At 46.4% G+C, this 13,523-nt stretch carries 8 protein-coding genes and 1 tRNA gene; 7 read left to right on the top strand and 2 right to left on the bottom strand.

The genetic code is table 11. From position 1 onward, the window contains the following. The first annotated feature begins 15 nt into the window (after nt 1–15). Together B0187_RS06990 and B0187_RS06985 are read left to right on the top strand one after the other, a co-directional pair. Nucleotides 16–1,002, top strand: coding sequence for a TRAP transporter substrate-binding protein (locus B0187_RS06990; protein WP_078237146.1), 987 nt, complete (start codon nt 16–18; stop codon nt 1,000–1,002). A gap of 69 nt (nt 1,003–1,071) precedes the next feature. Continuing rightward, nucleotides 1,072–2,529, top strand: coding sequence for an FGGY-family carbohydrate kinase (locus B0187_RS06985; RefSeq protein WP_078237145.1), 1,458 nt, complete (start codon nt 1,072–1,074; stop codon nt 2,527–2,529). Between the two features lie 32 nt (nt 2,530–2,561). Here the strand turns inward: B0187_RS06985 and mioC are convergent, their stop codons facing one another. Next, nucleotides 2,562–3,002 (bottom strand): FMN-binding protein MioC, encoded by a 441-nt coding sequence (gene mioC, locus B0187_RS06980; protein WP_078237144.1) that lies wholly within the window; start codon nt 3,000–3,002, stop codon nt 2,562–2,564. A 205-nt stretch (nt 3,003–3,207) separates the two neighbouring features. On the opposite strand from mioC, the gene putP reads away from it, so the two are divergent. Both putP and putA read left to right on the top strand, forming a co-directional pair. Then, nucleotides 3,208–4,713 carry a sodium/proline symporter PutP gene (gene putP, locus B0187_RS06975; RefSeq protein ID WP_078237143.1) on the top strand — a complete coding sequence of 502 codons (1,506 nt, stop codon included), beginning with the start codon at nt 3,208–3,210 and terminating at the stop codon, nt 4,711–4,713. Between the two features lie 296 nt (nt 4,714–5,009). Further along, entirely contained in the window at nt 5,010–8,606 is a 3,597-nt protein-coding gene (gene putA, locus B0187_RS06970) for a bifunctional proline dehydrogenase/L-glutamate gamma-semialdehyde dehydrogenase PutA (RefSeq protein WP_078237142.1), read from the top strand. Nucleotides 8,607–8,662: 56 nt separating this feature from the next. Here putA and B0187_RS10260 read toward each other — a convergent pair. After that, a tRNA-Sec gene (locus tag B0187_RS10260) sits at nt 8,663–8,757 on the bottom strand. A 64-nt stretch (nt 8,758–8,821) separates the two neighbouring features. Here B0187_RS10260 and selA point away from each other — a divergent pair. From selA to modF, 3 genes are read left to right on the top strand one after another with little or no spacing between them, the layout of a single operon-like run. Continuing rightward, the gene (selA, locus tag B0187_RS06965) at nt 8,822–10,207 is read left to right on the top strand and encodes an L-seryl-tRNA(Sec) selenium transferase (protein WP_078237141.1); all 1,386 of its coding nucleotides are present in this window, start codon (nt 8,822–8,824) and stop codon (nt 10,205–10,207) included. Then, entirely contained in the window at nt 10,204–12,045 is a 1,842-nt protein-coding gene (selB, locus tag B0187_RS06960) for a selenocysteine-specific translation elongation factor (RefSeq protein WP_078237140.1), read from the top strand. Before selA ends, selB begins: the two co-directional genes overlap by 4 nt. Beyond that, nucleotides 12,042–13,493, top strand: coding sequence for a molybdate ABC transporter ATP-binding protein ModF (modF, locus tag B0187_RS06955; RefSeq protein WP_078237139.1), 1,452 nt, complete (start codon nt 12,042–12,044; stop codon nt 13,491–13,493). Before selB ends, modF begins: the two co-directional genes overlap by 4 nt. The last annotated feature ends 30 nt before the right edge of the window (nt 13,494–13,523 follow it).

The raw sequence follows: 13,523 nt of genomic DNA, 5'->3' as shown, positions 1-13,523 counted from the left end.
AAAAAGGAGAACGTTATGAAAATGTTTAATCGTAAAATGTTGGCAAGTTTGATTGCTTCTGCCTGTCTTTTTGCTGGTACGGCGGTGGCGGAAACCACCTTGCGGTTTGGCTATGAAGCCCCACGCAGCGATACCCAACATATCGCCGCCAAAAAATTTAACGAATTGTTGAAAGAGAAATCGAAAGGCGAATTGAAATTGAGCCTGTTCCCCGACAGTACTTTGGGTAACGCTCAAACAATGATCAGTGCGGTGCGAGGCGGCACGATTGACCTTGAAATGTCTGGCTCGCCAAACTTCACGGGCTTAGAACCGAAGTTAAACGTGATCGATATTCCTTTTATTTTCAAAGATCGTGAACACGCTTTCAAAGTGCTAGATGGCGAAATCGGGCAGGGATTATTGAAATCCCTCGAACAGCAAGGGCTGAAAGGATTAGCGTTCTGGGACGTGGGTTTCCGTGCTTTTTCCAACTCGAAAAATGCGGTTACGCAACCCGATCATATTAAAGGCTTGAAAGTGCGAACCAACCAAAATCCGATGTATATTCAAGCATTTAGCCTATTTGGGGCGAACCCCGTGCCTATGCCATTAGCCGAGCTTTACACAGCCCTCGAAACCAAAGCGGTTGATGCCCAAGAGCACCCAATCGGTATTTTCTGGTCGTCTAAATTGTTTGAGGTGCAAAAACACCTCAGCCTCACCAATCACGGCTACACCCCTTTGATCGTGGTAATGAACAAAGCGAAATTTGACGCCCTCTCGCCTGAATTACAGCAAGCGATTGAAACCGCCGCCAAAGAAGCGGGGCAATATCAGCGTCAGCTCAATATCGACAATGAAAAAGAGATCATCGCCAAGTTACGCAAAGCAGGCGTGGAAGTGATCGAACAAATCGACCAAGCCCCATTCAAAGCCGTTATCGAAGCCGATGTGCGTAAAGCCTTTATCGACAAACACGGCGATGACTTAGTGAAACAGATTGACGCCTTGGCGAAATAGCGTTGCAAGCGGTGGGATTTTGCGAAAAATATGCGAAATCCTACCCCTTGTTATCAATGAGGAACGGATATGCACTATTTTCTTGGGATTGATTGCGGCGGCACTTTTATTAAAGCGGTGCTATTTAGCCAAAAAGGCGAAGCGGTGGCGAGCGTTCGGCAGGGCGTGGCGGTGATTAGCGAGCAGGCGGGCTATGCCGAGCGAGATATGTCGCAACTCTGGCAAATTTGTGCCAAAGTGATTCGCCAAACGATTGAGCAGAGTGGCGTTGAACCGACCAAAATTAAAGGCGTAGGGATTTCCGCCCAAGGCAAAGGGGCTTTTTTGCTCGATAAAAATCATCAACCGCTGGGGCGAGGGATTTTGTCCTCCGATCAGCGTTCCCTTGACATCGTTAAACAGTGGCAGCAACAACAAATCCCCGAACAGCTTTACTCTTTCACTCGCCAAACCTTGTGGACAGGACACCCCGTTTCGATCCTGCGTTGGTTAAAACAGCACGAACCTGAACGTTACCAAAAAATCGGGGCGGTGTTGATGTCGCACGATTACTTACGTTTTTGCTTAACGGGCGAACTGCACAGCGAAGAAACCAACATTTCCGAATCCAATCTTTACGAGATGCAAGCGGGTAGTTACGCGGAAAATTTAGCGAAAATGCTCGATCTTGACGATATTTGCGACAAACTACCGCCGATCATTCAATCGGATCAAATCGCAGGATATGTAACTCAATCCGCTGCAAATGAAACAGGGCTGGCGGCAGGCACGGCGGTGGTCGGTGGGTTGTTTGATGTGGTTTCTACCGCCCTTTGTGCAGGGCTTGATGATGAAACCAAGCTAAATGTAGTGTTGGGGACTTGGTCGGTGGTCAGTGGCATTACCGATCATATCGACCCAAATCAATCCTTGCCCTTTGTGTATGGACGCTATGCGGAGCAAGGTAAGTTTATCGTGCACGAAGCAAGCCCGACTTCGGCAGGCAATTTAGAATGGTTCGTCAAACAGTGGGGATTGGATTATTCGCAAATCAATCAGCAAATCGCACCGCTTGCCCCTGCGGAAAGTTCAGTGCTATTTGTGCCATTCCTCTACGGCTCAAACGCAGGCTTAGGAATGAAAGCAGGCTTCTACGGCATTCAAGCCCACCATAGCCAAGCCCATTTGCTCCAAGCCATTTACGAGGGCGTACTATTTAGCCTAATGCACCACCTCAACCGAATGTTGCAACGTTTCCCGAATGCCAAAGTGTTACGTGTAACGGGCGGCGTGGTGAAATCCCCGATTTGGTTACAAATGCTCGCTGACCTCAGCGGAATGCGGCTTGAAATTCCCGCGGTGGAAGAAACTGGCTGTTTAGGTGCTGCAATGATGGCAATGCGAGGCGTGGGCAAAAATTCACAATCCCTCGACTGCTTCAACCAACAAATGCAAACCTACCACCCCAACCCCGAACATTTCGAGGCTTACCAACGAAAATATCAGCAATATCAAGCGTTGGTAAAGGCGTTGCAGACATTGAATTAAAAACTAAGCCCCTTGTGTGGGGGGCTTAGTTTTTATAGAGACTCCGTAAAGTTAGGCAACCACCCTTCCGCCGTTTCGTCGTGGTTGAAGTTTTCAACCACATCAATACGGAGGGAGTCGCAGAGTTGGGTGGCGTTTTTGGCTTTGAGGGTTTGTTCGACAATATTGACGGCGTTACAGAATGTGTCGTAGTCGGAGCTACCTAAGCCGACTACGCCGAATTTCATTGCGGAGAAGTCTAAATCGCTTTGCTCAATTTCCTCGAAAAGTGGGCGGAGATTGTCAGGCAATTCGCCCGCCCCGTGGGTGGAGGTTACCACTAGCAAATGGGTGCGATCTTGAATATCGGCGAGGGTGGCTTGGTTGAATAAATCAACCGCAAAGCCTTGTGCGGTCAGGCAATCATTGAGATGATCGGCAACATATTCCGCACCGCCGAGGGTGCTTCCCGTGATGATACAAATGGTTGTCATAGGCTTGTCGAGTGAAAAAAGGTGGCGATATTCTAGCCTTTCGAGGGCGAAGTGTAAAAGATTTTCCTAAAAATACCGCTTGCAAGCGGTCGGTTATCACAATTTTTTTACAAAAATGTGACAAATTTCAAAATTTTAACGTTTGCTTGTTGTTTTTTAATCCATTTCGAGTATTTTATTAGCACTTTTCTGATTTGGAGGTGCTATGTTTGGATTTGATCCGACCACAACAACATTCCTGATCTACATTTTGGGAATGATCGCCATCGGCTTTATTGCCTATCGTTATACAAAAAATTTATCTGATTACATTTTAGGCGGTCGCCGTTTGGGGAGTTTCGTTACCGCCTTATCCGCAGGGGCGTCCGATATGTCGGGCTGGCTCTTGATGGGACTGCCGGGGGCGGTGTATGCCGCTGGGTTGGTCGAGGGCTGGATTGCCATCGGGCTTACCATTGGGGCTTATTTGAACTGGTTATTTGTGGCAGGGCGTTTGCGTGTTCATACGGAACACAATGCAAACGCCTTAACTTTACCCGATTATTTTCATCATCGCTTTGCTGATAACAGCAAACTACTCAAAATCGTGTCCGCCTCAATTATCCTGTTTTTCTTTGCGATCTATTGTGCCTCGGGCGTAGTGGCAGGGGCGAGATTGTTTGAAAATCTGTTCGGCGTACCGTATAGCACCGCCCTTTGGTATGGGGCGTTGGCGACCATTATCTATACCTTTATCGGTGGCTTTTTAGCGGTGAGCTGGACGGACACCATTCAAGCCTCGCTGATGTTATTCGCCCTATTCCTCACCCCGATTTTCGTGTTAATTCAACTGGGCGGATTTGCCGAGACCCACGCCATTATCGTGGCGGCAGGCGATGCGGTGCAGAAAGATTTTACCGACCTTTTCACGGGTACGACTTTTATCGGTTTGTTGAGCCTGTCGGCGTGGGGCTTGGGCTACTTCGGACAACCGCACATTTTGGCGCGTTTTATGGCGGTCGATAGTGTGAAATCAATCCCGAACGCACGCCGAATCAGTATGGCGTGGATGATTATCTGCCTGTTCGGGGCGGTCGGCATTGGCTTTTTCGGGCAAGCCTACTTTTTCGCCAATCCGCAAAATGCCAGCATTGTGAGCCAAAACCACGAGCAGGTCTTTATCGAACTCGCCAAAATGCTGTTCAATCCGTGGATCGCAGGGATTTTACTGTCCGCGATTTTGGCGGCGGTGATGAGTACGTTGAGCTGTCAATTATTGATCTGTTCGAGTGCGATTACCGAAGATTTTTATAAGGGCTTTATCCGCCCGAACGCCAGTCAAAAAGAGCTGGTTTGGCTCGGGCGTGCGATGGTGTTAGCGATTGCGGTGCTGGCGATTGTGATCGCCCAAGACCCAACCAGCAAAGTGCTGGGCTTGGTTTCCTATGCGTGGGCAGGCTTTGGTTGTGCGTTCGGGCCGTTGATTATCCTTTCCCTGTTGTGGAAACGGGTAAACCGCTTTGGGGCAATGGCTGGAATGATCACAGGGGCGTTAGTGGTCGTATTCTGGAATAGCCTCGTGCCGAATAGTGGCATTTATGAAATGATCCCCGGCTTTATTTTAGCGACTGTGGCGATTGTGGCTGTGTCGTTGCTGACCCCAGCGCCGAGTGAGCAGGTAATTAAAACCTTTGAAACGGCGGATAATGAATATCGTTCTTCGCTCAAATAAATGGGTAAAAGAAAGCGAAAAACTCACCGCTTGTTTAAGATTGTTACTTTCTTTACTCGTGTAAAGAAAGTAACCAAAGAAAGCACGCCCGAGCATTTTGCTTTGTTTCGCTGATTTCTAATTTCTACGAACGATTTGTAAACTCGCCACTGGCGTGGCTCAAACAGTACAAATCGTTCTTGAAATTGACGAAATCCGCTCAACGCAAAATGACGGGAACACCATTCGAGCAATGATTTAAAACCGTAAAAATTTTTCAAAATCCTACCCCTTGTATTTCTTTATGGAGAGAGACTATGTCGTACCAACTTCTTCCGACTCAAACCGCTATCCGTCCGCAAATTAGCGAACATTACCGCATTGATGAAATCACGCTGGTGCAACGCTTGTTAGCACTGGCGCGCACCGATGAATTGCAGGGTGAGATCAAAGCCCTGACCCATAAATTAGTTGAAAAAGTGCGTACGGCACGCAAAAAAGCGAGTGGGGTCGATGCGTTAATGCACGAATTTTCCCTGTCGAGCCAAGAGGGGGTTGCCTTGATGTGCTTGGCGGAGGCGTTGTTGCGAATCCCTGATCAAAGCACCGCCGATAAGTTGATCCGCGATAAAATCGCCCACGGCGACTGGAAAGCCCACACGGGCAATAGTCCGTCGCTGTTTGTGAATGCGGCGGCGTGGGGACTGGTGGTCACGGGGAAATTGGTCTCAAACCATAGCGAACAAGGCTTGGGGAATGCGTTGAGCCGTTTGATCGCCAAAGGGGGTGAACCCTTGATCCGCAAGGGAATGGACGTGGCAATGCGTCTGCTCGGCAAACAATTTGTGACGGGCGAAACCATTGCGATTGCCCTCAAAAATAGTGAGGCACGTTTTCAAAAAGGATTCCGTTACACCTACGATATGCTCGGCGAATCCGCCTTGACCGAACAAGACGCAAAACGCTATTACGCCGATTATGTCGCCTCAATCCACGCGGTCGGGGCGGTGTCCAAAGGGCTGGGTGTGCATAATGCCTCGGGGGTGTCGGTCAAACTATCCGCCATTCACCCTCGTTATAGCCTCGCCCAACATCAACGGGTGATTGACGAACTCTACCCTCGCCTCAAACAACTTTTCCTACTCGCCAAACAATACGACATCGGCTTGAACATTGATGCGGAGGAGGCGGATCGCTTAGAAATTTCCCTCGATTTAATGGATCGCCTTTTGACCGACCCCGACCTCGCAGGTTTTAATGGGGTGGGTTTTGTGGTGCAGGCATACCAAAAACGTTGCCTTTCCGTGATCGAGTATCTGATTGAAAAAGCTCGCGCCAATAACCGCCAGCTAATGATCCGCTTGGTGAAAGGGGCGTATTGGGATAGCGAAATCAAACGGGCGCAAACGGACGGAGCGGAGGGCTACCCTGTCTTTTCTCGCAAGGTGCATACCGATTTGAACTATATCGCTTGTGCCAAATTGTTGCTGTCGGCGCAAGATGTGATCTACCCCCAATTTGCGACCCACAACGCCCAAACGCTGGCAACCATTTATCATCTCGCCAAAGGCAAGCGGTTTGAATTTCAATGCCTACACGGAATGGGTGAAACCCTTTACGATCAAGTGGTGGGTGCGGAAAATCTGAATGTGCAGTGTCGCATTTACGCCCCTGTCGGCTCATACAAAACCCTGCTTGCTTACCTCGTCCGCCGTCTGTTGGAGAATGGGGCGAACAGCTCATTTGTGAACCAAATTGTCGATGAAACCATCAGCTTGGACGATCTCGCCCAAGACCCTGTCGCCAAAGCCTCGCAAACAAGGGGTGCGATGCACCCGAAAATCCCTCTGCCTCATCAGCTTTTTGGCGATCAGCGAGCCAATTCCAAGGGCTACGATTTAACCGATGTCATTCATTTACAACAGTTAGAAAATGAACTCAACCGCCTCGCTCAACAATCTTATTTGGCGACTTCGCAAGTTGAGGGCGTCAAGGCAAGTGGCGAAAAACGCCCTGTTCTCAACCCTGCGAACCAAAATGAGCAAGTGGGCGAAGTGATTTTTGCCAACCTTGATGATGTGGCGACCGCTTTCGCCAATGCGGAACAGGCAAAATCCGCGTGGCAATCGACCGCCCCTGAACAGCGTGCGGACATTCTCGACAAAATGGCGGATTTAATGGAAGCCAATATGCCGACCCTGTTTGATTTGGCGGTGCGTGAGGCGGGCAAAACCCTCAATAATGCGATTGCCGAAGTGCGGGAAGCGGTCGATTTCTGCCGTTATTATGCAAAAATCGTGAGAGACAATCCGCAGGATTACCAACACCCGCGTGGCATTGTGGTGGCGATCAGCCCGTGGAATTTCCCACTGGCGATTTTTGTCGGCGAAGTTTCCTCGGCGTTGGTGGCGGGCAATGTGGTGCTGGCGAAACCTGCGGAACAGACCTCGCTAATGGCGCATTTTGCGGTGAATTTATTCTATCAAGCTGGCGTGCCGAAAGGGGCTTTACAATGCTTGCTCGGCTCGGGCAAAGAGATTGGGGCGGCGTTGGTGGCGGACGAACGGGTGAACGGTGTGATTTTCACGGGTTCAACCGACACCGCCAAAAACATCAACCGCAATTTGCAAAAACGTGCTGAGATCGTACCGCTTATTGCAGAAACTGGCGGACAAAATGCGATGATCGTGGACAGTTCCGCCCTCGGTGAGCAGGTGGTAGCGGACGTGCTAAATTCCGCATTCGACTCGGCAGGGCAACGTTGCTCGGCGTTACGGGTGCTTTATCTGCAAAGCGATGTGGCGGATCATATCCTCACAATGTTGAAAGGGGCAATGGCGGAATTGCGAGTGGGCAGACCGCAGGCGTTGAATACGGACGTTGGGCCTGTGATCGACCAAACCGCCCAAGCTCGCTTGTTGGCTCATATCGAACAGATCAAAAAAGTGGCGAAAGATTTCTATCAAGTGCCGATTGAGGCAGAAATTGCCGAACAGGGCATTTTCGTACCGCCGACTTTGTTGGAAATAGACCACATCAGCCAGCTCAAACAGGAAGTTTTCGGCCCCGTGCTACACGTTATCCGCTTTGAAGCAAGCCAACTGCCACAAGTGATCGCCGACATCAACTCGACAGGATTCGGCTTGACCAGCGGTATTCATAGTCGGATTAACGAGACGATTGAGCAATGGCTAAACGGCATTCACGCGGGCAACCTCTATGTGAACCGTAACACGGTCGGGGCGGTGGTTGGGGTGCAACCGTTCGGCGGAATGGGCTTGTCAGGCACAGGCCCGAAAGCAGGTGGACCTCTCTATTTACAACGCCTCGTTAATCGCACCAAGTGGACAGTGCCAAATCTGGTGGGCGAAAGCCAACAAGATTTAAGCGAGCTAATTTCGGCGGTCAAACAAGTATTGGACGGCGAAGCCCAAACGCAAGCGGTCAGTTTAGCGGAAAAATTTGCGGCTAACTCACCGCTTGCAAAACGCCACCCAATGCAAGGCATCACGGGCGAAACCAATGAATTAACCTTTGTGGCTCGCCCCGTGATTGCGGTCGGCAACGGCTCGCTCGCCGACCAAGTCAAAGCGGTGGTGGCGATTGTCGCTTGTGGCAGCCAAGCCCTCGTGCAACAAGGCTCGCCACTGGCTCAGTACGCCTCGAAATTTAACGGCAAAGTGATCGTGCTGGATGATTTCAACCAACGAGCCGACTTGGCGGTAATGATCGTGCTTGACCCACTTTCCCCAGCGGAAAAACAGCACCACGCCGAACGCCAAGGGGCGATTTTAACCTACATCGAAAACCTCGACCTCGCCCTCTCGCTGTTCCCCCTCGTCCACGAACAAGCGATCAGCATCAACACCGCCGCCGCAGGCGGAAACGCAAGTTTAATGGCGGAAATGGACTAGCCAAAAAACGGAAAGGGGACGAAAGTCCCCTTTTTATTGAATACGAAAAATAAATTTGGCGGAAGTGAATGGGAGTCGAACCCACCCAAGATTGCTGGCAACCTTAACAGGATTTGAAGTCCTGCCGCCTCACCGGAGACGACTCACTTCCGAAATGGTGGCGATATTTTACCGTTTTCATTAAAATTGTCCAAAATTTCTTAACAAAAAAGCCTATGCACACATTATTTCGTTCCCTGCCTTCCATAGACAAACTGCTGAACAGCCCACAAGGGGTAGGATTTTTAGAAAAATTTGGTCGCACCGCCGTTACCGCCGAATTGCGTTTGCTGTTGGAACAGGCTCGCAACCAAATTCAGCAACAGCAAAGATTGCCCGATTATTTGCAAAACAGTGAGCAAATCTGGTCGCTTGTTGAACAAAAACTTACGCAAAATCAACAGGTTGCAATGAAACGGGTGTTTAATCTGACTGGCACGGTGTTGCATACCAATTTGGGGCGAGGGCTTTGGTCAGCACAGGCGGTGAAGGCGGCGACCACCGCAATGCGGAATAATGTCGCCCTTGAATTTGATATTGCACAGGGCAAACGCAGCCACCGAGATTTAGAAATTTCCCAATTATTACAACAACTTACAGGGGCGGAAAGTGCGTGCATTGTGAATAATAATGCGGCGGCGGTGTTGCTGATGTTGGCGACTTTCGCCCAAGGCAAGGAAGTGATCATTTCCCGCGGCGAGTTGGTCGAAATTGGCGGAGCGTTTCGCATTCCTGACATTATGGCTCAGGCGGGCTGTAAATTGGTTGAGGTCGGCACGACCAATCGTACCCATTTGCGTGATTATCGCAACGCGATCACCGAAAATACCGCCTTTTTGATGAAAGTTCACAGCAGCAACTTCCATATTCAAGGTTTCACGGCAAGTGTGAGCGAAGAGGAATTAGTGGCACTCGGCAAGGAATTTAACTTGCCCGTGATCACCGATCTCGGCAGCGGCTCGCTCGTTGATCTGCAAGCCCTCGGCTTGCCAGCCGAGCCAATGGTGCAACAAAAAGTGGCGGCAGGGGTGGATTTAGTCTCTTTTTCGGGGGATAAATTGCTCGGCGGCCCACAGGCTGGGGTGATTGTCGGCAAAAAAGCCCTGATCGACCAACTGCAACAACACCCCCTCAAACGGGTGCTACGTTGCGACAAAGTGATTTTGTCGGGCTTAGAAGCGACCCTACGCCATTACCTTTTCCCCGAACGCCTTTGCGAAGATTTGCCGACTTTGCACCTTTTAACCCAACCGCTCGAAACCTTGCAAATCAAGGCGGAACAGCTTAAAAACGCCCTTTGCAAGCGGTTAGATTCTCGCTATTTTCTACAAATCGAACCGAGCCTCGCCCAAATCGGCAGCGGTGCTTTGCCGAGCGAAACCCTTGACTCATTCGCTGTTACCATTTCCGCCCCAAACCAAACGGATTTACTCGCTCTTGACACCCAATTCAAAGCCCTTGCTAGCCCGATTATCGGACGCATCGCCCAACAAAAAATTTGGCTGGATTTACGCTCGGTGGCAGAGTTTGATGCTCTTTTAACGGAGGTTGAAACCCTATGATTTTTGTTACCGCCGGCCACGTTGATCACGGCAAAACCTCACTTCTGCAAGCCCTAACTGGCACGCACACCGCCCACTTACCCGAAGAAAAACAGCGTGGGCTGACCATTGATTTGGGCTACGCCTATTTGCCTGTGGGCGAGCGAACTCTCGGCTTTATTGATGTGCCAGGGCATCAGAAATTTCTATCTAATATGCTTGCGGGTTTGGGAGGCGTGCAGCACGCTTTGCTGGTGGTGGCGGCTGACGAGGGGATTAAACCGCAAACCGTTGAGCATTTGCATATTTTAAAATTGCTTAATTTTGAACAAGTTTGGGTAATTATTTCCAAATCAGATCGTGCCGAAAAAGATCAAATTGATGATCTGATTTTGAAATTAAAACAGGATTTTCCTTTTTTAGTTCAATCTCGCTTTTTTATTACTTCGGCAACCAAAAATATCGGTATTGATGAATTAAAATCTGCATTAATTTCTGTTTCAGAAAATCCACAAAATAACGAAAAACCATTCCGTTATTGTATTGATCGGGTGTTCCATATTAAAGGGGCTGGGTTAGTCGTTACGGGAACAGCGATTGCAGGAAAAATAAAAATTGGCGATGAATTGTTTTTATCTAATGGTGAAAAAGTACGAGTAAAACAAATTCACGCACAAAATCAACCTGCGGAAATGGGATTGAGCGGGCAACGTTTAGCCTTAAATTTAGCTAATATCGAAAAAGAAAAAATAAAACGGGGCGATTTTATCACGGAATCAAATCCTCAATTTGCCACCGATAGAATTAGCGTAATCTTACAAGCGGAAAAAAGTTTAAAAGAAAATCAAACGGTTCATCTTTATCATTTCGCTACCCATATTATGGGAAAATTAAATTTATTAAACGCCAAACAAGCGGTGCGAAATCAGCAAGTTTTTGCTGAAATAATATTAGATCAACCGTTGCACATTACTTTTGGCGATAAATTGATTTTACGCAATGCAGATGATAGTCAAACCATTGCAGGGGCGAGAGTGTTAGAAATCCATTCGCCAAAACGTTATAAACGTAGCGAGCAACGGCTTGCTTATTTAGAAAATCTTGCAAAAACAACTAGTTACCAACAGCGAGCGGATCTTTACTTGCAAGATAATGTAATGTCTGCCAAACAATTTTTATGGGTGGAACAATTATTTCCAACACAACTTAACTTATTAGGTTTTAATCCTGAAAGAGAATGGTTATATTCGGCGAAATATCAACAAAAAATCGAAAATTATTTATTAGAAAAAATCACAGAATATCATCAGAAACATAACGATCAATTAGGGGTAACCAAATCAAGATTATATCGTATTGCTTTATTAAATTTACCTCAATCATTAGCTTATAAATTTATCGACAATTTAATTGAAACAGGTAAATTAGCCCAAACTCGTGGCTGGATTCATACCCTCGATCATAAAATTGAATTATCCGCAGAAGAATTGAAAATTTGGCAACAAATTGAACCGTTATTTAAAGCAACTAACCAAGCATTATGGGTAAGAGATATTGCCAAGGAATTAGTCTTTGATGAAAGTGAAATGCGGAATTTATTATATAAAATCGGCAAATTAGGCTATTTAGTACCGATTGTAAAAGATCGATTTCTATTAAATCAACAAATTAAAGCATTTGCCGATTTAATTTATACAATGATCGAAAAAAATGGTGCAATTTCAGTGAATCAGCTACGCGATGAAATTCAATATGGGCGTAAATTAACGGTGCAACTAATTGAGTATTTTGATCAAGTTGGTTTTTTACACCGAAAAGGGGATGTTCATTTATTACGAGATGGGGATATTTATCAATGAAAATCACATTAACCGAAGCTCAATTTAAATTAAATAGCCAACGTTCAATTTGTATTGAACAATTTGAACTAAATCAGCACGATTATTGGGTGATTATTGGCGGAAATGGTTCGGGCAAAACACTTTTTTCGCAAATTTTAAGCAAAAACTTACCGCTTGAACAAGGCGAAATGGATAACCGATTCCAAAAAATTTCGCTAATTTCCTTTGAACAACAACGTAAAATGGTTGAAGCGATTTTCAATGAGCGAAATAACGATAGTATTAGCCCCGATGATTTTGGCAAAACGGCAAAACAAATTATTTTAGAGGGAAATCAAAATGAAAATTTATGTGAACAATACGCCGAAAAATTACAGATTTTGCCTTTATTAGATCGTCCCTTTATTCAACTTTCGACTGGCGAAAGTCGCAAGGTTTTATTTTGCAAAGCCTTAGTTAATCAGCCAAATTTATTGATTTTAGATGAACCTTTTGAGGGATTAGATCAAAAATCTGTATCAGAATGGAAAAAATTATTTAGCCAGATTAAAAACCAAACCACTTTGGTGTTAATCTTAAATCGTTTAAATGATATTCCAACTGATGCCACCCATTTGGCAATTTTAAATAATCTACAAATTATTTTACAGGGTAAAAAAGAAGAAATCATCGAACAAGAGACTTATCAACAGCTCTTTTTTGCGGAAAACGCCACAAATATTCCTTTGCCTGAATCTGCATCAGAAATTATTCAATTACCTGAAAACCAACCGCTATTTGAATTAAAAAATGTCAATATTCAGTATGGCGAAAAAAAGATCTTAAATAACCTAAGTTGGACGGTTGAACCTCGTCAAAATTGGTGGGTTAAAGGCTCAAATGGGGCGGGTAAATCAACGCTACTTTCGATTATTACGGGAGATCATCCACAATCTTACGCCAATCACGTTATTTTATTTGGTAAACAAAGAGGTAGCGGCGAAACGATTTGGGATATTAAGAAAAATATCGGCTATATTAGTAGTCAATTACATTTAGATTATCGGGTAAATTGTTCGGCATTAGATGTGATTATTTCGGGCTTTTTTGATTCAATCGGTGTATATCAAAAAACACCAGAAAGTTTAAAAATAAAAGCAATGGAATGGCTCACTCGTATAAATTTACCACACCTTGCAAATAAACCCTTTAAATCCCTTTCGTGGGGACAACAACGTTTATTATTGATTGTGCGAGCAATGGTAAAATATCCGCCCATTTTAATTTTAGATGAACCTTTTCAAGGGTTAGACGGTATCAATCAAAAAATCATCAAACATTTTATTGAGCAACTGGTTGAAAATAGCCCAACCCAATTATTATTTGTTTCCCACCAAGATAGCGACGCCCCAAATTGCATTACGCATTTATTTGAGTTTGTCAAAGAGGATGATTTATTTCGCTATCAAATTTCAGAAGTGGCATAAATAAGCAAAACAAGGGGTAGGATTATCAGA

The sequence above is a fragment of the Haemophilus paracuniculus genome, assembly GCF_002015115.1.
In the GTDB taxonomy this organism is placed as follows: Bacteria; Pseudomonadota; Gammaproteobacteria; order Enterobacterales; family Pasteurellaceae; genus Haemophilus_E; species Haemophilus_E paracuniculus.
This window is presented reverse-complemented; position numbering and strand designations above follow the sequence as displayed.

Excerpts from the sequence above, each read along its gene's own strand:
- B0187_RS06990 (WP_078237146.1), top strand. The coding sequence starts at position 16 with ATGAAAATGTTTAATCGTAAAATGTTGGCAAGTTTGATTGCTTCTGCC.
- mioC (WP_078237144.1), bottom strand. The coding sequence starts at position 3,002 with ATGACAACCATTTGTATCATCACGGGAAGCACCCTCGGCGGTGCGGAA.
- modF (WP_078237139.1), top strand. The coding sequence starts at position 12,042 with ATGAAAATCACATTAACCGAAGCTCAATTTAAATTAAATAGCCAACGT.
- selB (WP_078237140.1), top strand. The coding sequence starts at position 10,204 with ATGATTTTTGTTACCGCCGGCCACGTTGATCACGGCAAAACCTCACTT.
- putA (WP_078237142.1), top strand. The coding sequence starts at position 5,010 with ATGTCGTACCAACTTCTTCCGACTCAAACCGCTATCCGTCCGCAAATT.
- B0187_RS06985 (WP_078237145.1), top strand. The coding sequence starts at position 1,072 with ATGCACTATTTTCTTGGGATTGATTGCGGCGGCACTTTTATTAAAGCG.
- putP (WP_078237143.1), top strand. The coding sequence starts at position 3,208 with ATGTTTGGATTTGATCCGACCACAACAACATTCCTGATCTACATTTTG.
- selA (WP_078237141.1), top strand. The coding sequence starts at position 8,822 with ATGCACACATTATTTCGTTCCCTGCCTTCCATAGACAAACTGCTGAAC.